This window comes from Massilia luteola (assembly GCF_034420155.1).
Classification (GTDB): domain Bacteria; phylum Pseudomonadota; class Gammaproteobacteria; order Burkholderiales; family Burkholderiaceae_D; genus Telluria; species Telluria luteola.
This window is the reverse complement of sequence record NZ_JAXOFN010000019.1, coordinates 54,464-78,203: the sequence shown is the minus strand read 5'-3', so window position 1 is coordinate 78,203 and position 23,740 is coordinate 54,464. Positions and strand designations below refer to the sequence as shown.

The following is a 23,740-nucleotide window of genomic DNA, read 5'->3' as shown; positions in this document are numbered from 1 at the left end:
AACGAATAACAGGAGCACAACATGTCCTTCCAACAAGGCCTGAGCGGCTTGAACAGCGCGGCGAAATCGCTGGACGTCATCGGTAACAACATTGCCAACTCGAGCACCGTGGGCTTCAAGGGCTCGACCACGGAATTCGCCGACGTGTATGCGCGCTCGCTGAACGGCGCCGGCGCCACCCAGGCCGGTATCGGCGTGAGCGTGGCGGGCATCGCCCAGCAGTTCACCCAGGGTAATATCGAGACGACGGCCAATCCGCTCGACATCGCCATCAATGGCGGCGGCTTCTTCCGTACCGAGATCGGCGGCGCCGTCCAGTACACCCGCAACGGCCAGTTCTCGCTCGACAAGAACGGCTACGTCGTGACGCCGCAGGGCGCCAACGTGACGGGCTACGGCGTCGCCGCGAACGGCCAGATCCTGGCCAGCACGCCGACCCCGCTGAAGATCAGCACGGCCGACATGAAGCCGGTCGCCACGACCAAGGTCGACACGTCGATCAACCTCGACTCGCGCGAGACCATCCCGACCAACTTCCCGTTCAACGCCAACGACGCGACCACGTACAACAAGCAGGTCCCGGTCAGCGTCTACGACACCCTGGGCAACGAGCACACGATGTCGATGTACTACGTGAAGACCGGCTCGGGCACGTGGGACGTGTACGCCGGCGCCGACGGCACCGAGATCACCAACGTCAACGTGGCCAAGGCCGGCGCCAGCGATCCGACGGCGATGGCCGCGCGCGATGCCTGGACCACCGCCACGAAGGCGTCGCCGCAGGACCCGGCCGCCGTCGCCCAGGCGCTGTCCGACTACGCCGCCGCGGTCTCCGCCGCCGTCGGCAGCGCCGCCGGCACGGCCGGCGCCACCGCGGCCACCGTCACCGCCATCCAGACGGCCGCCACCGATGCGGGCAACACGGTCGGCTATACCCCGGACGAGGTCGACAAGGACGTCGCCGCCGCCGTGTCCGTGCCGTCGACCCCGGTCGGCACGCTCAAGTTCGACTCGAACGGCGCGTTGTCGGCCGCGCTGATGTCGCCGCAGACGCTGCCCCTGGCCGTGTCCTTCCCCGTCTACCCGGCCACCGGCGCCAAGGAAATGCTGTCGATCAAGGTCGGCTTCAACGGCAGCACGCAGTACGGCGCCGACACGAGCGAAAAACTGACCACCCAGGACGGCTACACGGCCGGCCACCTGCAGCGCTTCTCGGCCGCGGCCGACGGCACGCTGCTGGGCCAGTACAGCAACGGCCAGACCAAGCCGCTGGGCCAGATCGTCCTCGCCAACTTCACGAACTCGGGCGGCCTGGAGCCGATCGGCAACAACTCCTGGGTCGAAACCTCGGCCTCGGGCACGCCGCTGCTGGGCACGGCGGGCACGGGCAGCTTCGGCGTGCTGCAGGCGTCCGCGACGGAAAGTTCGAACGTCGACCTGACGGCCGAGCTGGTCAACATGATCACGGCCCAGCGCGTCTACCAGGCCAACGCCCAGACCATCAAGACGCAGGACTCGGTGCTGCAGACGCTGGTGAACCTGCGCTGATGCACGCAAAACTTCGGTTCCCGCCTTCGCGGGAACGACGGCGCATGTTGGCGAGCAAAAGCATGCACGTCGCCCCTGCGCGGGCAGGGGCCCAGGTTCGCGCGCACGCATGCAGAAATTGGGTTCCCGCCTACGCGGGAACGACGGTATGTTGATATTCGTTGTCGGGAAAAAGTAAATGGACCGCCTGATCTACACGGCCGCCACCGGCGCCAAGCACATCCTTGAGCAGCAGGCCACCACGTCGAACAACCTGGCCAACCTCAGCACGACGGGTTTCCGCGCGCAGCTGGATACGTTCCGCGCCGTGCCCGTCGTGAGCGAAGGCTTGCCGACGCGCGCGTTTGTCGTCGACAACACCATCGGCGCGGACTTCACGGCCGGTCCGATGCAGGTGACGGGGCGCGATCTCGACGTGGCCATCAAGGGCCCGGGCTGGATCGCCGTGCAGATGCAGGACGGCACCGAAGCCTATACGCGCAACGGCTCGCTGCAGATCAGCCCGAACGGCATCCTGCAGACGGCCAACGGCCAGACGGTGATGGGCGAGGGCGGTCCGATCGCGATTCCGCCGAACACGACCGTGTCCGTCGGGAAGGACGGCTCCATCTCGTCGCTGACGACGGACACCGTGCCCGCCACGTCCACCGTCGTCGGCCGTCTCAAGCTCGTCAATCCGGACCAGAAACAGCTCGTGCGCGGCGACGACGGCTTCTTCCGCATGCAGGACGGTTCCAGTGCCCAGGCCGACCCGGCCCTGGCGGTGACGAGCGGCACGCTGGAAGGCAGCAACGTCTCGGCCGTCGACTCGATGGTGAACATGATCTCTTTGGCACGTTCTCTCGAGACCCAAATGAGCCTGTTGAAGAACGCGGAGAATAACGCGGCGAAAGCGACGCAGATCCTCGCTTTGACTTGATTTCTCCTGGGACATAATTTCATGGTGGGCGACGGGTTTGCCGTCGTCATAGGAGAACACCATGATCCGCTCGCTGTACATCGCCAAGACCGGCCTCGAAGCCCAGCAGACCAACCTCGACGTCATCACCAACAACCTCGCCAACGTCAGCACGAACGGCTTCAAGAAGTCGCGTGCCGTGTTCGAGGACTTGTTGTATCAAAACGTGCGCCAGCCCGGCGCGCAATCGTCGCAGCAGACCCAGCTGCCGTCGGGCCTGCAGATCGGTACCGGTGTGCGCACCGTCGCCACCGAGCGCATCCACACGCAGGGCAATCCCCAGCAGACCGGCAACTCGAAGGACGTGATGATCAACGGCTCGGGTTTCTTCCAGGTCCTGATGCCGGACGGTACGACGGCCTACACCCGCGACGGCTCGTTCCAGACCGATTCCAACGGCCAGCTCGTCACCTCCAGCGGCTATGTGCTGCAGCCGCCCATCACCGTGCCCAGCAATGCGCTGTCGATGACCGTCGGCCGCGACGGCACCGTCTCCGTGACGACGCCGGGCACCGTCGCGCCCACGCAGATCGGCTCGATCCAGGTGTCGAACTTCGTCAACCCGGCCGGCCTGGAATCGCTCGGCGAGAACCTGTATGCCGAAACGGGCGCCTCCGGCACCGCGCAGGCCACCACCCCGGGCACGAACGGCGCCGGCGTGCTGATGCAGGGCTATGTCGAGACGTCCAACGTGAACGTCGTCGAAGAGATGGTCAACATGATCCAGACGCAGCGCGCGTACGAGATCAACAGCAAGGCCATCACCACGTCCGACCAGATGCTGCAGAAGATTTCCCAGTTATGAAAATGGTGAGTAAAACTTGGATCCCCGCCTGCGCGGGGATGACGATTCTGCTGGCGCTGGCCGGTTGCGCGGCCACGCCGACGTCGATCGTCAAGGGGCCGACCACGGTGCGGCCGATGCTGGCCGATGCCGGCACGCCAACGGAAGGCGCGATCTACAACGCGAACACGTTCCGTCCCATGTTCGAGGACCGGCGCGCGCGCCACATCGGCGACATCCTCACGATCAGCATCGTCGAGAAGACGGCCGCCAACAAGAGCGGCGCCAGCACGGGCAACAAGTCGGGCAGCGTCAACCTCGGCGTGCCGGGTCCGCTGCAGGGCCGCCTGGGCGCCAGCCTCGCCACGAGCAGCGGCACCAAGTACGCCGATGGCGACACGCAGACCGCGTCGAACGCCTTCACGGGCACGATCGGCGTGACGGTGTCGGAAGTCCTGCAGAACGGTAACCTGATCGTCGTCGGCGAAAAACAGATCGCCATGGACAAGGGCGTCGAGTTCATCCGCTTCTCGGGCATGGTGAATCCGGACACGATCCAGCCGGGCAACATCGTGCAGTCGACCCTCGTCGCCGACGCCCGCGTCGAGTACCGCACCAACAGCCAGATCGACCGCGCCGAGATGACCTCGATGATGTCGCGCTTCTTCCAGTCGTTGCTGCCATTTTAAGGACTCGGGGTCAGAGCCCGGTTTACACGGGCGGGCTCTGACCCCGACAAACTATTTCAAGGACTCGGGGTCAGAGCCCGGTTTACACGGATGGGCTCTGACCCCGACAAACTATGAATCTCAAAATCATCGCACTCTGCGCAGCACTGCTCGGTCCCCTGATGGCCACGACCGCCCACGCCGAGCGCCTGAAAGACCTCGCCAGCATCGGCGGCGTCCGCCAGAACCAGTTGTCCGGCTACGGCCTCGTCGTCGGCCTCGACGGCACGGGCGACCAGACCACGCAGACGCCGTTCACCGTGCAGTCGATCATGGCGATGCTGCAGCAGAAGGGCGTCAGCCTGCCGGCCGGCACCCAGCTGCAGCTGAAGAACGTGGCGGCCGTGATGGTGACCACGTCGCTGCCGGCGTTCGCGCAGCCCGGCCAGACGATCGACGTGACCGTCTCGTCGATGGGCAATGCGAAGAGCCTGCGCGGCGGCACGTTGCTGATGACGCCGCTGCAGGGCGCCGACGGCCAGGTGTATGCGATGGCCCAGGGTAACGTGCTCGTCGGCGGCGCCGGTGCGTCGGGCGGCGGTGCGCAGGTGCAGGTGAATCAATTGTCCGTTGGCCGCATCTCGTCCGGCGGCACGGTCGAGCGCGCCGTCGCGTCGAACCTCGGCGCCGACAACCAGGTCAAGCTGGAACTCAACACGACGGATTTCGCCACCGCCAGCCGCGTCGTGGAAGCCGTCAACGACAAGTTCGGCCCGGGCATCGCCACGGCGCTGGACGGCCGCGTGATCCGCGTGCGCGTGCCGTCGTCGAGCGACCAGCGCGTCAGCTTCCTCGGCATCCTTGAAGGCCTGGACGTCAAGCCGGCCGAGGCCGCCGCGAAAATCATCCTCAACGCGCGCACGGGTTCCGTCGTCATGAACCGCGCCGTCACGCTCGATCCCTGCGCGATCGCGCACGGCAACCTGTCCGTCAGCATCGGCACCGACACGCAGGTCAGCCAGCCGCCCGCGGGTTCGCTGGGCAGCACCGTCGTCACGAAGAACCCGCAGGTGGCCGTCAAGAAGGATGCGGGCAAGGTCATCATGCTGAACGCCGGCGCGTCGCTGGCCGAAGTCGTCAAGGCCATGAACGCGATCGGCGCCACGCCGCAAGACCTGCTCGCGATCCTGCAGGCGCTCAAGGCGGCCGGTTCGCTGCGCGCCGAGCTCGAGATCATCTAACCGATTACCAGCGAGGCCACCATGCTCGGTTCCACTTCTGACCTGTCCGGCAAGTTCGCGCTCGACACCAACAGCCTCGGCGACCTCAAGCAGTCGGCGAAAGCCGGTTCGCCGGAGGCGCTCAAGGGCGCGGCCACGCAGTTCGAATCCATGTTCATCGGCATGATGATGAAGAGCATGCGCGACGCCACGCCGCAGGACGGCATGATGGACAGCCAGGAGTCCAAGACCTTCACGGGCATGCTCGACCAGCAGATGAGCCAGAAGCTGGCCAAGCGCGGCATCGGCCTGGCCGACGTGCTCGTGCGGCAATTGACCGCGCAGCAGAAGGGCCAGCAGCTGATGCAGGACATGAACAAGCAGGCGCTGGGCATCGGCGGCGAGCAGCAGGCCGGCAGCGCCGCCAGCAGTGCGGCACTGCGCATGCACGGCGACCTCGACACGATGCCGACCGACGGCGCGGCCGCCACGAGCGCTTCCGGCGTCACCGGCAGCGCGCGCGGCACGGACAACGCGAACAAGCCGGCGCACGTGCGCGCGTTCCAGGAAAAGCTGGCCGACGCCGCCGAGGAAGCGGAACAGACGACGGGCGTGCCGGCCAAGTTCATGCTGGGCCAGGCCGCGCTCGAGACGGGCTGGGGCAAGCGCGTGATCCGCAACAGCGACGGCACGTCGAGCAACAACCTGTTCGGCATCAAGGCCGGCCCGGGCTGGAAGGGCAAGGTCGCGACGGCCGTCACGACGGAATACATCCACGGCAAGCCGCACAGCCGGGTCGAGAAGTTCCGCGCCTACGATTCCTGCGCCGACGCGTTCAAGGACTACGCGAAGTTGTTGAGCAATAACCCGCGCTACGAAAAAGTGCTGGCGCACGGCGGCGACGCGGCCGCGTTCGCGCATGGCCTGCAGCGCGCCGGCTATGCGACCGACCCGCAGTACGCGGTCAAGCTGTCGCGCATCATCAAGCATTCGCTGGCGTGATGGGGTATTGACAGGACAACAAGAATAAAGTTTTGGCGGAACTTGCCGTCAATGACATAGCAGAAAGAAAACCATCATGTCCCTCCTCAGCATCGGCAAAACCGGTTTGTACGCGGCCCAGGCGGCCCTTGCAACGGCCGGCAACAACATCACCAACGCCAACGTCGCGGGCTACAGCCGCGAGGTGGTGGTGCAATCGACGTCGATCTCGATGGGGGGCGCCAACGGCTATATCGGCACGGGTACGCAGGTCGCCCAGGTCAAGCGCTATTCGGACGACTTCCTGAACGCGCAGGTGCGCACGGCCCAGGCGTCGAGCAGCGGACTGGACGCCTACCAGGCCCAGGTCCAGCAGATCGACAACCTGCTGGCCGACACCACGTCCGGCCTGTCGCCGGCGCTGCAGGATTTCTTTTCGTCCGTGCAGAACCTGACCGGCGACGGCGCCGGCGTGTCGTCGCGCGGTTCGTTCATCAGCTCGGCCGACACGCTGGCCGCCCGGTTCCAGAGCATGACCGGCCGCATGGACGAGATCCGCAAGGGCGTCAATACCCAGATCACGGCCAGCGTCACGTCGATCAACACCTACGCCAAGCAGATCGCCCAGCTGAATGACCAGATCGGCAAGCTGACGGATGCCGCCGGCCTGAATCCGCCGAACGACCTGCTGGACAAGCGCGACCAGCTGATCATGGACTTGAACAAGCAGATCAAGGCGACCGTCGTGCCGGGCGATAACAACAGCCTGACCGTCTCGATCGGCAACGGCCAGCCGCTCGTCGTCGGCACGAACTCCTTCCAGCTGGCGGCGACGAATTCGCCGACGGACCAGACCCGCACCACGGTGGGCTATATCACCCAGGGCAAGATCACGCCGATGGCCGAGAGCGCGCTCACGGGCGGCGAGCTGGGCGCCGCGCTGCAGTTCCGCAGCCAGTCGCTGGACCTGGCGCAGAACTCGATGGGCCGCGTCGCGATCGCGCTGGCCACGACGATCAACGACCAGAACCATCTCGGCCTGGACGGCAACGGCAATGCGGGCGGCGACATCTTCACCGTCGCGCCGGCCGAGGTGACGAAGAACGTCAACAACAACCAGACCAGCACCACGGCCATCGCGGCCACGGTCGTCGACGCCACGCAGCTCACGACGAGTGACTACAAGGTCGACTTCGACGGCACCAACTTCAACGTGTACCGCCTGTCGGACAACAAGAAGACGGTGATCTCGCCGTTCCCGCAGGGCCAGCCGCAGGTCATCGACGGGCTCGCGTTCGACGTCTCGGGCGTGGCCGATACCGGCGACAACTTCCTCGTGCGCCCGACCCTGAACGCCGCCGCCAACTTCAAGCTGGCGCTGACGGACGGCGCGCAGATCGCGGCCGCCGCGCCGATCGCCACGAGCGTCCCGCTGACCAACAGCGGCTCGGGCAAGATCAGCGCGGGCGCGGTCGACAAGAACTACCTGGCCGCGCCGCTGGCCGCGCCCGTCTCGATTGGCTTCGACAAGGCCTCGGGCACCCTGACCGGCTTTCCGGCCGACGTCGACGTGACCGTGAACGGCGCGACGACGACCTACCCGGCCGGCACCAACCCGCCGTTCCAGGACGGCGCCAGCTACACGGTCGCGGGGATGAGCTTCACGCTGAACGGCGCCCCGGCCGACGGCGACACCTTCACGATCGCGCCCAACACGGGCCTGGGCGACACGCGCAACGCCAGCCTGATGGGCGACCTGCAGTCGACCAACGTGCTGGACGGCGGCAAGGCGACGTTCCAGTCGGCCTATGCCACGCTGGTCAGCACCGTCGGCAACAAGACGCGCGAAGTGCAGGCCAATGCCGAAGCCGCGGCGGCCCAGCTGACGCAGGCGCAATCGGCCGCCAACAACGTCTCGGGCGTCAACCTGGACGAGGAGGCGGCCAACCTGCTCAAATACCAGCAGGCCTATCAGGCATCGGGCAAGGTGATGCAGATCGCCGACACGATTTTCAATGCTTTGCTGCAGATCGGCAGCTGAAGCGGAGCCACGCCATGACCCTACGTATCAGCACCAACGCGATCTTCCAGGCCGGGACCACGCAGATCAACACGCTGCAGAGCCAGATGGCAAAGACGCAGATGCAGCTGTCGACGAACAAGCGCATGCTGACGGCCGCCGACGATCCGATCGGTTCGGCCAAGGCGCTGGAACTGACCCAGTCGCAATCGATGAACACGCAGTTCGGCACCAACCGCACGAACGCCAGTTCGTCGCTGTCGATGGTCGACAAGACGCTGCAGGACGTCACGGGCCAGCTCACGGACATCCAGTCCCTGATCGTCACCGCCGGCAACGCCGGTTATTCGGACAGCGACCGCGCCGCGCTGGCCACCGAGCTGGAGGGACGCATGGCCGACCTGCTCGGCGCGGCCAACACGACGGACGGCACCGGCACCTATCTGTTTTCCGGCTACAAGACCACCACGCAACCGTTCACGCAGACCCCGACCGGCGCCACCTACCAGGGCGACCAGGGCCAGCGCACGCTGCAGGTGGGATCGGCGCGCAAGATGGCCATCAGCGAAAGCGGCAGCGCCGTCTTCGAAGCCAACGTCACCGGCAACGGCACGTTCGTCACCCAGGCCACGACCGGCAACACCGGCTCGGGCATCATCGCCCCGGGCGCCGTGACCGACACCAGCCAGCTGACGGGCCACGACTATTCGATCGCCTTCGCGGTGACGGGCACGCCGGCCGCGACGACGTACACGGTGACGGACAACACGACGGGCGCCGCGCTGCAGAGCGACCAGCCGTACACGGCGGGCGCCGCGATCGCCTTCGACGGCATCTCGTTCGACATCAAGGGCGCCCCGGCCGACGGCGACTCGTTCGGCGTGCAGCCGAGCCAGAAGCAGTCGGTGTTCACGACGATCACGAACCTGATCCAGACCCTGCGTTCTCCCGCCAGCGGCGACGCGGGCAAGGCCGCGCTGACCAACAACCTGAACACGGCCAGCCTGAACATGAAGAACGCGCTGGACAACGTGCTGACCGTGCAGGCGTCGGTGGGTTCGCGCATGAAGGAAGTGGATTCGCTGGACAGCACGGGCAGCGACCTCGACATCCAGTATCAGACCTCGCTGAGCGGGCTGCAGGACCTGGACATGGTCAAAGCGATTTCGCTGTACACCCAGCAGCAGCAGACGTTGCAGGCGGCCCAGGTGTCGTTCAAGACGATGTCGGGGCTGTCGCTGTTCAACTACATCTCCTGATCGGTGCGGTCGTCGGGTGGGCGGCCTCCGCCTGCGTGGACGTTTGCGTGCCGTCTGCTTTCGCGTGGGCTCGGGGAGCCCACCCTACGAACTGTGCCCACGAGGCGCATGCATTACCGCGGCGGTGCAGGTATCTGCTTCGCGCCCGGCCGCTGCGCGCCGACGCGCGGAATCTTGCGGCCCGCCTCGATCCCCTGGTTGAACAGGTTCTGCAACGGCGTGCCGAGGTACGGCAGCGTCAGGCTGATGACGAGGAATCCGGCGCCCAGGGTGATCGGGAAGCCGATGCCGAACAGGTTCAGTTGCGGCGCCGCGCGCGTCAGGATCGCCAGCGCGATGTTGGTGATGAGCATGGCGGCGATGATCGGCATCGCGAGCTGCAGGCCGGCCGAGAACACGTGGCTGCCCCAGCGCACCATTTCCAGCGGCGCGGACAGCGACATCGGCGTGGCCGAGATCGGCAGCGTGAAAAAGCTTTCCGCCAGCGCCTCGATCAGCACGAGGTGAGCGTTCATGGCGAGGAAGGCCATCGTCGCGACGAGCGCGAGGAACTGGCTGATGGCCGACGAGCGTCCGGCCGAGCTGGGATCGAAGAAGGTCGCGAACGAAAAGCCCATCGACGAGCTGGCGACCTCGCCGGCGAATTCGACGGCGGCGAACACGAGGCGCATCGCAAAGCCCATCGCCGTGCCGATCAGGAGTTCCTGCGCGACGATCAGCAGGCCCGCCCACGACGCCGGATCGACGGCCGGCATGGCCGGCAAGGTGGGGGCGATGATCGCCGCCAGCAGCACGCCGAGCGTCGTCTTGATGAGGATCGGCACGGCCGTGTTGCCGAACACGGGCGCCACCGCGACGAGGCCGAGGATGCGCGTCAGCGGCCATAACAGCCCGCCGATCCACGCATAGAGCTGGGTGGTCGTAAAGGAAATCATGCCGGAGGTTCCGGTACGGTCGGCAGCTCCACCGCACTGCCGGCACCGCGGCGACGCGAACGCTGCCCACGCGTGACGCGCGCATGGCCCGCGCCCGTAGTCGAAGCCAGGCCCAAGCGCGGCGCCATCACCCGATCATCTGCGGAATGCCGCTGAACAGGTTGCGCATGTAATCGGTCATGACCGTGATCATCCACGGCCCGGCCAGCACGAGCGCGATGAAGACGCCGACCAGCTTGGGGATGAAGGACAGGGTCTGCTCGTTGATCTGCGTGGCGGCCTGGAAGATGCTGACGACGAGGCCGATGACGAGCGCCACGAGCAGCAGCGGCGCCGACACCATCAGCGTGACTTCCATGGCCGTGCGGCCCATCGCGAGGACGCTTTCCGGGGTCATGTCGTCTCCTCCTAGTAAAAACTCTGGGACAGGGAGCCCAGCAGCAACTGCCAGCCGTCGACGAGCACGAACAGCATCAGCTTGAACGGCAGCGAGATCACGGCCGGCGACATCATCATCATCCCCATCGACATCAGCACGGACGCGACGACCATGTCGATGATGAGGAACGGGATGAAGATGGCGAAGCCGATCTGGAACGCGGTTTTGAGTTCGCTCGTGATGAAGGCGGGGATCAGCACGCGCAGCGGCACGTCTTCCGGGCCCTGCAGCGCGGGCGTGCGCGAGATCTTGACGAACAGGGCGAGGTCGGCCTGGCGCGTCTGCTTGAGCATGAAGGCCTTGATCGGCGTGGCGGCCTTGTCCATCGCCTCGCCCATCTGGATGCGGTTTTCCTGCAGCGGCACGTACGCTTCCGTGTAGATGCGGTCGAACGTCGGGCCCATCACGAACAGGGTCATGAACAGCGCGAGGCCGACCATCACCTGGTTCGGCGGCGCCGTCTGGGTGCCGAGCGCCTGGCGCAGCAGGGAGAGGACGATGATGATGCGCGTAAAACTCGTCATCATCAGCAGGGCGGCCGGGATGAAGGTCAGCGCCGTCATCAGGAGCAGCGTCTGCACCGGCAGGGAATAGGCGGTGCCGCCGCCCGGGGCCGGGCTCGTCGTGAAAGCGGGGATGGCGGGCGCGGCGACCGCCGCCGCCAGCGGCAGGGCCAGCAGACCCGTCGCCAGCAGGAGTCGTTTAGTGTGTGTCACTTGCGTTTGTCGATCGTCTGTTTGAGCCAGTCGGCGAAGCTGTGCGCCGCGGGGGCATGCGGAGCAAGGGCTGCGTTCGCAGCGCCGCTGTCGCCATTCTGCCCGTCCTGGCGCGGCATCGTCGCCAGCGCATTGATGCGGCCGGGTGAGGCGCCGACCACGATCCATTCATTGCCGACTTCGACCACCATGATGCGTTCGCGGCCGCCGAGGTTCAGCGACCCGACGACCCGCAGGTTGGCGTTGCCGCCGCCGACCTTGGGGCCGTAGCGCTTGAGGAACCAGGCAAGGGCGCCCAGCACGGCCAGCACGAGGATCAGCGCGAACAGCGTCTGCAGCAGGCTGCCGGTGGACGAGCCGGAGGGCATCGTGACGGGAGGGACGGCGACGCCCGACGTAGCGACGCCCGGCGTGGCGACACCCGGCGTAGCGACGCCCGGCGTGACGGGGCGGGGTGCGGCGCCATCGGGCGCGGCCCCGGCCGGCGCGGCCGGGCTGGCGGGTGCGGCCGTGGCTGCGGGTGCGGCTGCGGTATCGGGTTGGACGGCGGGCGGCTGCGGGGCGGCGGCAGCGGACGCGGCGGACGGCACGCCGGTGCCGGCCACGGCCCGTGGATGCATCGTGGCGGACGGCGCGGACGCGGCGCCTGGCTGGGCGGACGGCGCGCCGGCCACGGCCCGCGGATGCGTCGTGGCGGGCGTTGCGGACGCCGCGCCTGGCTCGGCGGCCTGGTGCGTCGGTGCGGCGGCCGACGCCTGCGCGGCCGGCCTCGCGTTGTCCGCCGCGCGCGCGTCCTGTCCGGCCGACGTGGCCGCCGCAGCCGACGAACCGGACGCCTGCCCCGGCTCTGCCGCGCAGGCGGCCAGCGGGAGGGCGAGGGCCAGGATGGTCAGCAGGCGCGCCGTCATTTGTTGAGCTTGCGGATGCGCTCGGACGGGGTGATGATGTCGGTGAGGCGGATACCGAACTTGTCGTTCACGACCACCACCTCGCCCTGGGCGATCAGGCAGCCGTTGACGAGCACGTCCATCGGTTCGCCCGCCAGGCCGTCCAGTTCGACCACCGAACCCTGCGCCAGTTGCAGCAGGTTCTTGATGGCGATCTTCGTGCGGCCCAGTTCCACCGTCAGCTGGACGGGGATGTCGAGGATGAAGTCGATGTCGTTCGGCGTCTCCGGACGCGGGCCCTTGTTCGAGAAATCCTTGAACACGGCGGCCGAGGCCGCCTGCTGCTGGTTGGCCAGCGCAGCAGCTTCCGCGGCGGCCTGTTCGGCGATCGCGGCACCCCAATCGTCGTCGATGCTGCCTTGGTCGTCTTGTGTGTCGGACATGTTGCTCTCCTGTGTTGCCTGGCGCTGCGGTTGATCCGCCGACGCTTCGTATGAGGTGGTTTACTTGTTGAAGGTTTCGCTGTTCGCCAGCAGTTTTTCGACCTTCAGCGAATATTGTCCGTTGTACACGCCATAGCTGCAGTCCATGACGGGCACGCCGTCCACGGTAGCCTGGAGCGTTTCCGGGACCGAGATCGGGATCACGTCGCCGACCTTCATGTTCAGGATTTCGTCGAAATTCGCCTTGCCGTGGCCCAGCACGGCCACCAGTTCCACTTCGGCCACCTGGATCTGCTGCGTCAGCAGGCGGATCCAGCGCTTGTCGACTTCCAGCGCTTCGCCCTGGATGCTCGACGTCAGCGCGTCGCGGATCGGTTCGACCATCGAATAGGGCATGCAGAAGTGGATCTGGCCCGACACCGAACCGAGCTCGATGGTGAAAGTGCACGATACCACGACTTCATTCGGGGTGGCGATGTTCGCGAACTGCGTGTTCATCTCCGAGCGGATGTACTCGAATTCGATCGGGTACACCGGTTCCCACGACTTGGCGTAGGCCTCGAACACGATGTCGAGGATGCGCATGATGATGCGCTGCTCGGTCTGCGTGAAGTCGCGGCCTTCCACGCGCGTGTGGAAGCGGCCGTCGCCGCCGAACAGGTTGTCCACCAGCAGGAACACGAGGCCCGGGTCGAACACCATCAGCGCCGTGCCGCGCAGCGGCTTCATGTGGATCAGGTTCAGGTTCGTCGGCACGACGAGGTTGCGGATGAACTCGCTGTACTTCGACACGCGCACCGACCCCACCGACACCTCGGCGGACCGGCGCAGGAAGTTGAACAGGCCGACCCGCAGATACCTGGCGAAACGCTCGTTGATGATCTCGAGCGTCGGCATGCGGCCGCGGACGATCCGCTCCTGCGTTGCCAGGTTGTACGTGCGGACTCCCGAGGTGTCTTCAGGCGCCGCGACGTCGTCCTGATCGCCGTTGACCCCTTTGAGGAGGGCATCGACTTCTTCCTGTGAGAGAAAATTATCGGCCATGATGCGGCTTTACCGTAATGACTTCTGCTTTACTGGATGATAAAGGAAGTGAACAAAACGTCGGACACTTCTTGTTCGTCGCCATGTTCGACGAACGGTGCGTTGACCGCCGCGAGGATCTCGCCGGCCAACTGCTGCTTGCCTTCCACCGTGCTGATCTCGGACGCCTTCTTGCCCGACAACAGCAGCAGCACGCGGCTGCGCACCTTGGCCATATTGGCCTTGATGAGCTCGACCTGCTCCGGGCTGTCGACCTGCAGGGTGAACGCAACCTGCAGGTACTGGTCGCCGTGCTCCGGCTGCAGATTCACCGTAAAGGGCTCGATGGCGACGTATTCCGGCGGTGCTTCATCCTTTTTCTTTTTCTTGGTGTCCGTATGATCTTTCTTGGCCTGTCCGGCCGCCGCTTCGCTGCTGTTGTGCAGGAAGTACCAGCCGGCGCCTGCGCCGAGCGCCAGCACGAGCACGGCCGCGCCGATCATGATGAACAGCTTGCCTTTGCCGCCGGCCGCCGGTGCCGCCGCATCCGCTTTCGGATCGGCTTTGATTTTTGGATTCGCTTTCAAGGGTATTCGGTCCCGCTGTTGGATCGTGCCGTCATTATGTCATTATCGGGAAAAATTGAGCAGCGGCAACGGTCGAAAAGAAGCAAGAACCTGGGCTATCTCGTTGTTTCTTGACGGATTGTTGGGTGGGCACAGCGTACCCACGCGTGACGTATGCATGATTCGAACGTCCGCGCGGGCACGAATGCCCACCCCACGGCCCTGTCGCCGATGCTGCCGGAATCGTCTACGCGAACGTATCGACCACGCCGCGGTCGCCGATCGGCGCCGTGCGCGTGGCCGGCCGGACGGTGGCTTCGCCCACGACCGTGCCCGCATCGTTGGCGCCGTTGCGGCGGCCATTGCCGCTGCCGTTGCCGCGTCCGAAGCCGCTCGACGCCATCGCCTGCTGCTGTGCCTGGCTGCCGTCCGACATGCCCGCGTTGACGGTGGCATTGCCCAGCGCGATGCCGCTCTCGCCCATCATCTCCTGCAGGCGGGGCAGGGCGTTTTCCAGCGCCTGGCGCACTTCCAGCTGGTTCGACGAGAACGTCACGTCGGCCTGGCCGTTCGAGACGGACAGCACGACCTGCAGCGGACCCAGGTCCGGCGGATTCAGCGTGAGCGACGCGGTCTGGTCTTCGCCGTCCAGCATGTAGACGACTTTCTGGCCGACCTGGTCGTTCCACGCATCCGTGCCCACGTGCGCCGTCAGGTGGTCGCTGGCGGCGGCCGCGGCTTCGGCGGCTTCCAGCGTGGCCGGCTGCAACTGCGCGGCCGCGGCGGCGGTGGCCGTCGGGACCTGTTCCTTTTGGGCGAGCAGGGCGGCGTCGCGCGCCTGCTGCACGGTGAAGTCGGCGGCGTCGAGCTGCGGCTTGGCGTCCGGCTTGACGGTGGCCGCTGCGCCGCGCAGGTCGGCCGTGGCCGCCGCGGCCTTGTCCGCGCCGAGATCGGCGCCGGCGGCGGCCAGGGCCGGGTTCTTGATCGACGTGGCCGAGAACGTCTTGGCGCCGGCCGCGTCCGTGCCGGCCTCTTTCGACACCGACTTCATCGCGGCCTGCAGCGCGGCCAGTTGGCCGGCGTCCGTGCGCTTGCCCTTGCCGGTGAGCGCGTCGAAGGCCTGGGCCGTGGTCGTCTTGGCGGTGTCGACGCCCGGCTTGTGCAGGCTGGCCATCAGCGCGAGCATGGCGCTGGCCGGGTCGCCGGCCTTGGCGCCGTTGTCATCCTTGTCGTCCTTGTCGTCGTCGGACTTGTCGGCGACATCGTCGTTCGCATCGCTGGCCCCGGTCTTGTCCGCCGGCTTGGCGGCCGCCTGCGGCGCGGGGTCGTGTTCCGCGGGCTTGTCGGCCTCGGCCGGCTTGGCCGCGTCCTGCTTCGGGGCCGGCGCAGCGGCCGGGGCGGGTGCCGGGGCCGGCATGAACGCGAGCGCGGCGCTGTTGCGTTCCATTTCGCCGGACAACATGGCGCTGAACTGGCTGCCGTCGCTGCCGCCCGCGCTGCCGTTGCGCTGGTTGACGTTGTTGACGTTGTTGACGCCGCTGGTCGAGTTGAGCTGTTGGGTCATGGAGGTCGTGGTCATGTCGCTTGTCGCTTCGGTTGGTGTGGCGCCGGTCAGCGCTTGTGGCGGGCCGTCCGGGCCGCGTGGTCGTCCATCATCTTCTGGTCGCGCTTGCTTTCCAGCGCAAGGGCTTCAAGAGCCGCGCGCTCGTTCAGGGTCCGATAGGACAGGCGCTTGCGCTCGCTTTCCTGCCATCCCTTCTTTTCCATGTCGGCCTTGACGCGCGCGTGCTTGAGCACTTCGCGCTGGCCGTCGATCGCCTGTTCCAGCTTGCCGAGGAAGGCGACGAAATTCTGGTACGCGAACGGCGTGATGCCCGCCATCTGCGCCGCGTCGAGCTTGTTCGCGTAGTCGTCGCGGTAGCCGTGCAGCATCTGCAGCTTCTGCTCCCCGTCCTCGACGGCCTTCAGCGCGGCGCCCAGGCGCTTTGCGCAGGCGTCGGACTCGCGCTGGGCGAGGTCGATCAGGGTGTCGAGTGCGGATGCATTGGCCATGGTACGTCAAGTATACCGATGGGCCGTCCGGCCAATCAGCCGAACAGCGAGGTCAATTCCCCCAAGCTCTGCAGCATGCCGACGTTGTCGTGGATTTCCTGGCACAGGAAGGCTTCGATGCGCTCGTGCAGGGCGATCGCCTTGTCCAGCACCGGATCGGTGCCCGGCGCATAGGCGCCCACGGTGATCAGGTCGCGCGAGCGCTCGTAGCGCGAATACAGCTGCTTCAGTGTGCGCGCGGCCTGCTGGTGCTCGCGCGACGTGATGCCGTGCATGGCGCGCGAGATCGACTGCTCGATGTCGATCGCCGGATAATGGCCCGCCTCGGCCAGTTTGCGGTTCAGCACGATGTGGCCGTCCAGGATACCGCGCGCCGCGTCGGCGATCGGGTCCTGCTGGTCGTCGCCCTCGGACAGCACGGTGTAGAACGCCGTGATCGAGCCGCCGCCGGCCTGGCCGTTGCCCGCGCGCTCCACCAGCACCGGCAGCTTGGCGAACACGGACGGCGGATAGCCCTTGGTCGCCGGCGGTTCGCCGATGGCGAGGGCGATCTCGCGCTGGGCCATCGCGTAGCGCGTGAGCGAATCCATGATCAGGAGGACGTTGCGGCCCTCGTCGCGGAAGTGCTCGGCGATGGCGGTGGCGTAGGCGGCGCCCTGCAGGCGCATCAGCGGCGGCGAGTCGGCCGGCGCGGCCACGACGGCCGAGCGGGCCAGGCCCTCCTCGCCGAGGATCTGTTCGATGAATTCCTTGACCTCGCGGCCCCGTTCGCCGATCAGGCCCACGACGATCACGTCGGCCGTCGTGTAGCGCGCGATCATCCCCAGCAGCACCGACTTGCCGACGCCGGTGCCGGCGAACAGGCCGAGACGCTGGCCGCGGCCGACCGTCAACATCGAGTTGATGGCGCGGACGCCCACGTCCAGCGTTTCCGAGATCGGCGCGCGGTCGAGCGGATTGATGGGGCGCGCGTTCAGCGGGCCCATGTCTTCGGTCACGACGGGACCCTTGCCGTCCAGCGGGCGGCCGGCGCCGTCGACGACGCGGCCCAGCAGGCCCCAGCCGACGGGCAGGTGGCGCGCGCGGTCCATCGGACGGCGGCGCGGATGCGGCACGCTGCCGGGTTTCGGCACGCTCGCTTCCACGGGGAACACGCGCGAACCGGGCACGACGCCTTCGACGTCCGACTGCGGCATCAGGAACAGGCGGTCGCCTTCGAAGCCGACGACTTCGGCCTCGATGCGCGCGCCCGACGCGACCGGGATCATGCACGCGCTGCCGACCGCCAGCTTCAGGCCGACGCACTCCATCACGAGGCCGGCCACGCGGGTGACGCGGCCCGACACCTGCATCGGCTCGACGAAATCGACCACGCTGCCGCAATCCTTCAGGTAGGACTTCCAGCGGCCCGTGTGCGCGTTTGTGGCCATTACTCCAGCCAGTCCAGGTTCTTGCCCAGCGCGTGCGTCAGGCGCTGCCAGCGCGATCCGATCTGGGCGTCGATCTGGTTGCTGGCCGTGTCCACGCGGCAGCCGCCGCGCGCGATGCCGTCGTCCTCGACGATGCGCCAGCCGCTCTTGTCCAGGTCCTGGCCGATGCCGCTCTTGACGATCAGCGCGTCTTCCGGATGCAGCATCAGCAGGGCCGGCTGCTGCAGGTTCGGCAGGTAGTCGATGGCTTCGCGCACGACGGGGAGAATCAGGTCCGGCTTGACCTCGAACGCCGTGCGCACCATGCCGCGCGCCAGGTGCAGCGCGAGTTCCAGCACGTCGTTCGAGATGGTGTCGTCGGCCTGCGTGACGGCGTCGCCGAACGTGGTCGCCAGCTGGCGCAGGTGGTCGAGTTCCTCGGCCGCCTCGGCACGGCCCAGCGCCAGGCCTTCTTCGTAGCCGGCCGCATGGCCTTCGGCCTGGCCCGCGTCGAGGCCCTCGGCATAGCCTTCTTCATGCGCAGAGGCGCGGATCGCCTCGATCTCGTCCACGGTCGGCATCGGCACGGCCGGTTGCGGCGGCGGTTCGTACGCGCGCGCGGCGGCGGCGGCCGCGGCGACCTTCTCCGCTTCGGCGGCGCGCTGCGCCAGGGTGCTGGGCCGCTCGTCGCCGAACGACGTCATTTCCCAGCGTTGATATGCCGACTGAAATTCTTTCGAGATTGCCATCAGACGAACGAGTCCTCACCTTTGCCGCCCAGAACGATCTGGCCTTCGTCGGCGAGGCGCCGGACGATTTGCAGGATCTGTTTCTGCTGGGTTTCCACTTCCGACAGGCGCACGGGACCTTTCGATTCCAGGTCTTCGCGCATCATTTCCGCCGCACGTTGCGACATGTTCTTGAAGATTTTATCGCGCAAGTCCTGCGATGCGCCTTTCAGCGCGATGATCAGCATTTCCGACTGCACTTCGCGCAACAGCAACTGGATGCCGCGGTCGTCGATGTCGATGATGTTGTCGAACACGAACATCTCGTCCATGATCTTCTGCGCCATGTCGTTGTCGTAGTTCTTGATGTTTTCCATGACCGAGCTTTCCTGCTCGCCGCTCATGAAGTTCAGGATCTCGGCCGCCGTGCGCACGCCGCCCAGCGACGACTTCTTGATGTTCTCGTTGCCGGACAGAAGCTTGGTCAGCACGTCGTTCAGTTCGCGTAAAGCGGCAGGCTGCACGCCGTCCAGGGTGGCGATACGCAGCACGACGTCGTTGCGCAGGCGGTCGGTGAAGTGCGCCAGCACCTCGCAGGCCTGGTCGCGTTCGAGGTGGACGAGGATCGTGGCGATGATCTGCGGGTGTTCGTTGCGGATCAGTTCGGCGACAGACGGCGAGTCCATCCACTTCAGGCTTTCGATGCCGGACGCGTCCTTGCCGCCCAGGATGCGGTTCAGCAGCACGGCCGCCTTGTCGTCGCCCAGCGCCTTGGTCAAGACCTGGCGGATGTACTCGTCGGAGTCGAGGCCGACGGTCGACTGCAGGTCGACGCGCTCGCGGAATTCGCCCAGCACCGTCAGGACTTCCTCGTGCTGCACGGCCTTCATCTGCGCCATCGCGGCGCCCAGCTTGAGCACTTCGCGCGGGCCGAGGTACTTCATCACCTCGGCCGCTTCCGATTCGCCCAGGGCCAGCATCAGGATGGCCGCCTTGGTCGTGCTTTCCTTGTCCTTGTCGCTCATTATTCAGTACCCAGCCATTCTTTGATCACGTTGGCCACGATGCGCGGATCGTTCTTGGCCAGGTCTTTCGCCATTTCCAGATTGGTCTTGTAGACCTGGACCTTCTGGTGCTCTTCCGCTTCACGCTGCATGCGCGCTTCCGCTTCGTAATCCGGTTCCGGTTCCGGTTCCGGCTCTTCCGGTTCCGGCTCGGGCGGGAGCGCCACGGCTTCGTCGAACTTCCTGATCGCCGGCTTGAGCAGCGGCCGCACGAAGCGGAACCACAGGAAGGCCAGCACCATGGCGATGAAGGCATACCGCGCGATGTCCTTCGCCAGCGGCAGGTTGGCCGGGTCCTTGTACCACTCCGGCGCCTGCTCGTCCGGCTTGTCGACGCCCTCGAACGGGGCGTTGGTCACGTTCAGCGTGTCGCCGCGCGCCTGGCTGTAGCCCATGGCCTGCTTGACCAGTTCGTTGATCTGCGCGACTTCGGCGCTGGACAGCGGCTTGACGACGACCTTGCCCGTCTTCGGGTCGATGGTGCGGCGGTAGTTCACCACCACGCCCACCGTCAGGCGCTTGATGCCGCCCATCGGCTTCTGTTCGTAGCGCAAGGTCTTGTCGACTTCGTAATTCGTCGTCGAATCCTTGCGGCTCGGGCCGGCGCTTGCTCCATTGTTTGTGGTTTGCGCCTGGGCCGGGGCGCCGTCGATCGGGGCCGTGGCCACGCCCGGCGGCTGGTTCGACAGCGCGCCCGGGATGCCGGACGGGTTGGTGCTGCCCGGCCCGGTCTGCTCGGAGGTCTGCTGGCTGCGGATGGCCTGCGGTTCCGGCGGCGAGTTCGGCTTGTACAGCTCGGCCGCGGTGTCGGTCTGGGAGAAGTCGACGTCGGCCGTCGCCTCGGCGCGCACATTGTTCGGGCCCACGAGTGGGGCGATGATCGACTCGACCTGCTTGACGATGTTCTGCTGCAGCGCTTCGACGTATTTCAACTGGTTCGGGTCGAGCTGCTTGCCGTTCTTGCCGGCGCTGTCCGACAGCAGGGTGCCGTTCTGGTCGACGACGGTCACGTTCGCCGGCGTCAGTTCCGGGATCGACGATGCGACCAGGTGCACGATGGCGCTGACCTGGGCCGGATCGAGCGAGCGGCCCGGCTGCAGGTTCAGCAGCACGGATGCCGTCGGCTTCTGCTGCTCGCGCACGAACACGGACGGTTTCGGCAGCGCCAGGTGCACGCGCGCCGTGCTGACGGCCGCCAGCGACTGGATCGAATTGGCCAGTTCGCCTTCCAGCGAGCGCTGGTAGTTGACCTGTTCGACGAATTGCGACGTGCCCAGCTTCTGGTTCTCGAGCAGCTCGAAGCCGACGTTGCCGGCGCGCGGCAGGCCCTGCGCCGCCAGCTTCAGGCGCAGGTCGTGGATGCGGTCGGCGGGCACGAGAATCGCGCTGCCGCTGTCCGAGAACTTGTACTTGACCCCCATCTGGTCGAGCGCCGCGGTGATCGCGCCGCCGTCCTTGTCGGTGTAGTTGGAGAACAGCACACGGTAGTCCGGCGCCGACGTCCACAGCCACAGGGCGGCGACGACGGCCAGCACGCCGGCGATGACGCCACCGATGACGACGCGTTTGCCGATCGTCGTCTGCCAGAACTTGGGCTGTTGTTCGGCCGGGGGCGCGATGTCGCTGTCGAGGAGTTCTTCCGCTGTCGTTGCCATGGTGGGGTGAGGGATTGGGTTTATGAACGCCATTATGGAGCCGTAGGGCAACACTCAAACCCCGGAATAAGGCCATGTTTACGGCGCTGCTCGAGGGCAATAGTTGTCGCCGCGCTGATATTCTGACAGCCTGAATCGACATGCGCAGGAGAACGGACATGAACATCGGCGGCATCGACAGCAGCCGGATCGAAGCGATGATGGCGCAACTGAAGGCGGCGGCGCAGAAGCCGGCCGCGGCGCCGTCCGCCGCGGACGCGCTGGGCGGCGGCCTCGGCATTGGCGGCCTCGGCAAGACCTCGGGCACGGATGCCGCCGAGTCATCGTCGAAGGTCAGCTTCTCCGATGCCTTGAAGGGGGCGCTGCAAAACGTCAGCGACACCCAGAACCAGGCCGACGACATGGGCAAGCGCTTCGCCGCGGGCGACGATTCCGTCAGCCTGTCCGACACGATGATCGCGATGCAGAAGGCCAACATCAGCTTCCAGTCCACCGTGCAGGTGCGCAACAAACTGGTGTCGGCTTACCACGAGATCATGAACATGCAGGTCTAAAAAATTCGGGGTCAGAGCCCATTTCTGAGCAATTGATCACGCCGCGGCGACTCGACTACGTTATTGCCGAACGGATTTTGCCAAATAAAGGGCTCTGACCCCGAATTTCAGCGCGCCGGTGACCGCCGCGGCGGCCCGGCGACGTCCACGTGTCCCTTCATTACCGGGTGCAAGGTGCAGAGATAGTCGAACGACGGTCCCGCCGGCACCACCCAGCGCCACGTCTTGCCGGGCGCCAGGTCGCCCGAGCTCATCCTGGCCGAGGCCGCGGCCGCCGTCACGTTGTGGACGAACATGTCGCGGTTTTCCCAGACGATCGTGTCCCCGGGCCGGGCCTGCACCACCTGCGGCGAAAACTTCATGCCGTCGATGACGACATGGTGTTCCGCCGCGCCCGCCGCGATCGGCAGCCAGCACAACGCGGCGGCCAGGCGTTGCCTGAATTTCACTTGAATTCGGCCTGGATGTGCTTCGCGTGCTCCAGGTGCGCCACGAAGGCCGGGCGGACCTTGACGAGCAGGGCCTTCAGCTCGGCATTGGACGCGTTGGGGATCAGCGTCTTGTCGAGGGCGTCGAGCACGGTCTGGTGATACGTCACCTCATTGTCGACATAGGCCTTGTCGAAGGCCTTGCCGGACAGGCCCGCGAGACGGGTGCGGGTCGCCGCGCCGCCCGCCGTCAGGCTCTTGCTGGTGTCGTTGTCCTCGGGCGTCACGTGCAGCTTTTGCACCAGCGCCGTGGCCTGCTGGTTCACGCCGGAATGGTCGGCCACCATGCGTTCGGCAAAGGCGCGCACGTCCTTGTTCTTCGTTTTTGTCTCGGCCTGCTTGCCGGCGTCGATGTCGACCGCATTGGCGGCGACGACGATGGCGGCGATCTGGGCATCGTTCGGCCCGGCGGCGTGGGCGGGCGCGGACAGGCCGAGGCCGAGGGCGAACAGCGAAGACAGCAGCAGCGGGGTGGATTTGTTCATGGCAGCATCCTTGATTGGGTTGGAAAAGGTGGAACAACCCATTGGATGCACGTCATTTCCCCCGCGTTCCCGCCATCGGTCAGCTGCCCCATTCCGCGTCCAGCCGGCGCCGCACGGCGTCGACGATCCGGTCGCAGCGCGCGCCGTCGAAGCCGAACGCGTCCTCGATGGCGAAATCGATCTCGCGCGCGAGCGCCTCGCGCAGCATGGCCCGGGCCCGGAAATAACGGCTGCGCACGGTGGCCTCGGGAATGTCCAGCGTGGCCGCCGTTTCCTCGACGGTCAGCTCTTCCACGGCGCGCAGCACGAACACGGTGCGGAAGACGGCGGGCAGCTTGTCGATGCCCGTTTCGATCAGGCGCCGCGTCTGGGTGCGCAGCGCGGCCAGTTCCGGCTGCTCGCGCTCGCCATGGCTGGCGTCGGCGTAGTGCGGTCCGGCGGCATCGTCCGCGCCGAAATCCGCACCCAGTTCGATGACCTCGGCCAGCCGCCCGGTCTTGCGCTGGCGCATCAGGGCGGCGTTGACGACGATCCGCGTCAGCCAGGTGCCGAGCGCGGCCTCGCCGCGGAATGCCGGCAGGGCGCGAAACGCTTGCAGGTAGGCGTCCTGGAGCGCGTCCTCGGCTTCCGCATCGTCGCGCAGGACGCTGCGCGCCACGCGGTACAGCCGGCGGTTGTAGCGCCGCATGAGGAGGGAAAACGCGTCGCGGTCGCCGGCGCGGATGCGGCGCAGCAGCGCGTCGTCGTCGAGGGAAGAGGGGTTCGGTGTGGCGGCCTGCATGGGAGTCCTTCGTGTCGTATGCCTGACGATTGGATGCAGGGCCGCGGCCCCGCGTTCCCACCGTCAGGATACGTCAG

General features: G+C 66.6%; 25 protein-coding genes. 9 read left to right on the top strand and 16 right to left on the bottom strand.

What is annotated here, in order from left to right; all coding sequences use genetic code 11:
• Positions 1-21 precede the first annotated feature (21 nt).
• From U9J41_RS19060 to flgL, 8 genes are all read left to right on the top strand, one after another.
• The gene (locus U9J41_RS19060) at positions 22-1,548 is read left to right on the top strand and encodes a flagellar hook protein FlgE (protein ID WP_322403741.1); all 1,527 of its coding nucleotides are present in this window, start codon (positions 22-24) and stop codon (positions 1,546-1,548) included.
• 178 nt (positions 1,549-1,726) lie between these two features.
• On the top strand, positions 1,727-2,467 hold the full coding sequence (gene flgF / locus U9J41_RS19055; RefSeq protein ID WP_322403740.1) for a flagellar basal-body rod protein FlgF: 741 nt from the start codon (positions 1,727-1,729) through the stop codon (positions 2,465-2,467).
• 61 nt (positions 2,468-2,528) lie between these two features.
• Positions 2,529-3,311, top strand: coding sequence for a flagellar basal-body rod protein FlgG (flgG, locus tag U9J41_RS19050; protein ID WP_056443568.1), 783 nt, complete (start codon positions 2,529-2,531; stop codon positions 3,309-3,311).
• A gap of 38 nt (positions 3,312-3,349) precedes the next feature.
• Positions 3,350-3,979, top strand: a complete 630-nt coding sequence (locus U9J41_RS19045; RefSeq protein WP_322403739.1) for a flagellar basal body L-ring protein FlgH — start codon at positions 3,350-3,352, stop codon at positions 3,977-3,979.
• Between the two features lie 113 nt (positions 3,980-4,092).
• Positions 4,093-5,199 (top strand): flagellar basal body P-ring protein FlgI, encoded by a 1,107-nt coding sequence (locus U9J41_RS19040; protein WP_425260729.1) that lies wholly within the window; start codon positions 4,093-4,095, stop codon positions 5,197-5,199.
• 21 nt (positions 5,200-5,220) lie between these two features.
• Positions 5,221-6,180 carry a flagellar assembly peptidoglycan hydrolase FlgJ gene (flgJ, locus tag U9J41_RS19035; protein ID WP_322403738.1) on the top strand — a complete coding sequence of 320 codons (960 nt, stop codon included), beginning with the start codon at positions 5,221-5,223 and terminating at the stop codon, positions 6,178-6,180.
• A 76-nt stretch (positions 6,181-6,256) separates the two neighbouring features.
• Positions 6,257-8,200 carry a flagellar hook-associated protein FlgK gene (gene flgK / locus U9J41_RS19030; protein WP_322403737.1) on the top strand — a complete coding sequence of 648 codons (1,944 nt, stop codon included), beginning with the start codon at positions 6,257-6,259 and terminating at the stop codon, positions 8,198-8,200.
• A 14-nt stretch (positions 8,201-8,214) separates the two neighbouring features.
• Complete coding sequence (gene flgL, locus U9J41_RS19025; protein ID WP_322403736.1) at positions 8,215-9,438, top strand: flagellar hook-associated protein FlgL; 1,224 nt, start codon at positions 8,215-8,217, stop codon at positions 9,436-9,438.
• A 113-nt stretch (positions 9,439-9,551) separates the two neighbouring features.
• Here the strand turns inward: flgL and fliR are convergent, their stop codons facing one another.
• The 13 genes from fliR to fliF all read right to left on the bottom strand — a co-directional run bounded on the left by fliR (position 9,552) and on the right by fliF (position 21,355).
• Positions 9,552-10,373: a flagellar biosynthetic protein FliR gene (gene fliR, locus U9J41_RS19020; protein ID WP_322403735.1), complete on the bottom strand. Its 822-nt coding sequence runs from the start codon at positions 10,371-10,373 to the stop codon at positions 9,552-9,554.
• A 127-nt stretch (positions 10,374-10,500) separates the two neighbouring features.
• On the bottom strand, positions 10,501-10,770 hold the full coding sequence (gene fliQ / locus U9J41_RS19015) for a flagellar biosynthesis protein FliQ (RefSeq protein WP_322403734.1): 270 nt from the start codon (positions 10,768-10,770) through the stop codon (positions 10,501-10,503).
• Positions 10,771-10,781: 11 nt separating this feature from the next.
• Positions 10,782-11,528, bottom strand: coding sequence for a flagellar type III secretion system pore protein FliP (fliP, locus tag U9J41_RS19010; RefSeq protein ID WP_322403733.1), 747 nt, complete (start codon positions 11,526-11,528; stop codon positions 10,782-10,784).
• Complete coding sequence (fliO, locus tag U9J41_RS19005) at positions 11,525-12,436, bottom strand: flagellar biosynthetic protein FliO (protein ID WP_322403732.1); 912 nt, start codon at positions 12,434-12,436, stop codon at positions 11,525-11,527. Before fliO ends, fliP begins: the two co-directional genes overlap by 4 nt.
• Positions 12,433-12,858, bottom strand: a complete 426-nt coding sequence (fliN, locus tag U9J41_RS19000; RefSeq protein ID WP_322403731.1) for a flagellar motor switch protein FliN — start codon at positions 12,856-12,858, stop codon at positions 12,433-12,435. Before fliN ends, fliO begins: the two co-directional genes overlap by 4 nt.
• 60 nt (positions 12,859-12,918) lie before the next feature.
• The gene (fliM, locus tag U9J41_RS18995) at positions 12,919-13,902 is read right to left on the bottom strand and encodes a flagellar motor switch protein FliM (RefSeq protein ID WP_322403730.1); all 984 of its coding nucleotides are present in this window, start codon (positions 13,900-13,902) and stop codon (positions 12,919-12,921) included.
• Positions 13,903-13,931: 29 nt separating this feature from the next.
• Positions 13,932-14,468 (bottom strand): flagellar basal body-associated protein FliL, encoded by a 537-nt coding sequence (fliL, locus tag U9J41_RS18990; RefSeq protein WP_322403729.1) that lies wholly within the window; start codon positions 14,466-14,468, stop codon positions 13,932-13,934.
• 226 nt (positions 14,469-14,694) lie between these two features.
• Positions 14,695-16,026, bottom strand: coding sequence for a flagellar hook-length control protein FliK (locus U9J41_RS18985; protein WP_322403728.1), 1,332 nt, complete (start codon positions 16,024-16,026; stop codon positions 14,695-14,697).
• A gap of 32 nt (positions 16,027-16,058) precedes the next feature.
• The gene (gene fliJ / locus U9J41_RS18980; protein WP_056443533.1) at positions 16,059-16,499 is read right to left on the bottom strand and encodes a flagellar export protein FliJ; all 441 of its coding nucleotides are present in this window, start codon (positions 16,497-16,499) and stop codon (positions 16,059-16,061) included.
• Positions 16,500-16,534: 35 nt separating this feature from the next.
• Positions 16,535-17,929 (bottom strand): flagellar protein export ATPase FliI, encoded by a 1,395-nt coding sequence (gene fliI, locus U9J41_RS18975; RefSeq protein WP_425260722.1) that lies wholly within the window; start codon positions 17,927-17,929, stop codon positions 16,535-16,537.
• Entirely contained in the window at positions 17,929-18,657 is a 729-nt protein-coding gene (gene fliH / locus U9J41_RS18970) for a flagellar assembly protein FliH (RefSeq protein WP_322403727.1), read from the bottom strand. The genes fliI and fliH overlap by 1 nt, the downstream gene beginning before the upstream one ends.
• Positions 18,657-19,661, bottom strand: a complete 1,005-nt coding sequence (gene fliG, locus U9J41_RS18965) for a flagellar motor switch protein FliG (RefSeq protein ID WP_322403726.1) — start codon at positions 19,659-19,661, stop codon at positions 18,657-18,659. Before fliG ends, fliH begins: the two co-directional genes overlap by 1 nt.
• Positions 19,661-21,355 carry a flagellar basal-body MS-ring/collar protein FliF gene (fliF, locus tag U9J41_RS18960; protein WP_322403725.1) on the bottom strand — a complete coding sequence of 565 codons (1,695 nt, stop codon included), beginning with the start codon at positions 21,353-21,355 and terminating at the stop codon, positions 19,661-19,663. Before fliF ends, fliG begins: the two co-directional genes overlap by 1 nt.
• A gap of 158 nt (positions 21,356-21,513) precedes the next feature.
• Here fliF and fliE point away from each other — a divergent pair, with 158 nt between their 5' ends.
• Complete coding sequence (gene fliE, locus U9J41_RS18955) at positions 21,514-21,909, top strand: flagellar hook-basal body complex protein FliE (RefSeq protein ID WP_322403724.1); 396 nt, start codon at positions 21,514-21,516, stop codon at positions 21,907-21,909.
• A 107-nt stretch (positions 21,910-22,016) separates the two neighbouring features.
• Here fliE and U9J41_RS18950 read toward each other — a convergent pair whose 3' ends face one another.
• From U9J41_RS18950 to U9J41_RS18940, 3 genes are all read right to left on the bottom strand, one after another.
• The gene (locus U9J41_RS18950) at positions 22,017-22,358 is read right to left on the bottom strand and encodes a plastocyanin/azurin family copper-binding protein (protein ID WP_322403723.1); all 342 of its coding nucleotides are present in this window, start codon (positions 22,356-22,358) and stop codon (positions 22,017-22,019) included.
• Entirely contained in the window at positions 22,355-22,882 is a 528-nt protein-coding gene (locus tag U9J41_RS18945) for a DUF4142 domain-containing protein (RefSeq protein WP_322403722.1), read from the bottom strand. The genes U9J41_RS18950 and U9J41_RS18945 overlap by 4 nt, the downstream gene beginning before the upstream one ends.
• A gap of 79 nt (positions 22,883-22,961) precedes the next feature.
• The gene (locus tag U9J41_RS18940; protein WP_322403721.1) at positions 22,962-23,663 is read right to left on the bottom strand and encodes an RNA polymerase sigma factor; all 702 of its coding nucleotides are present in this window, start codon (positions 23,661-23,663) and stop codon (positions 22,962-22,964) included.
• Positions 23,664-23,740: the final 77 nt, after the last annotated feature.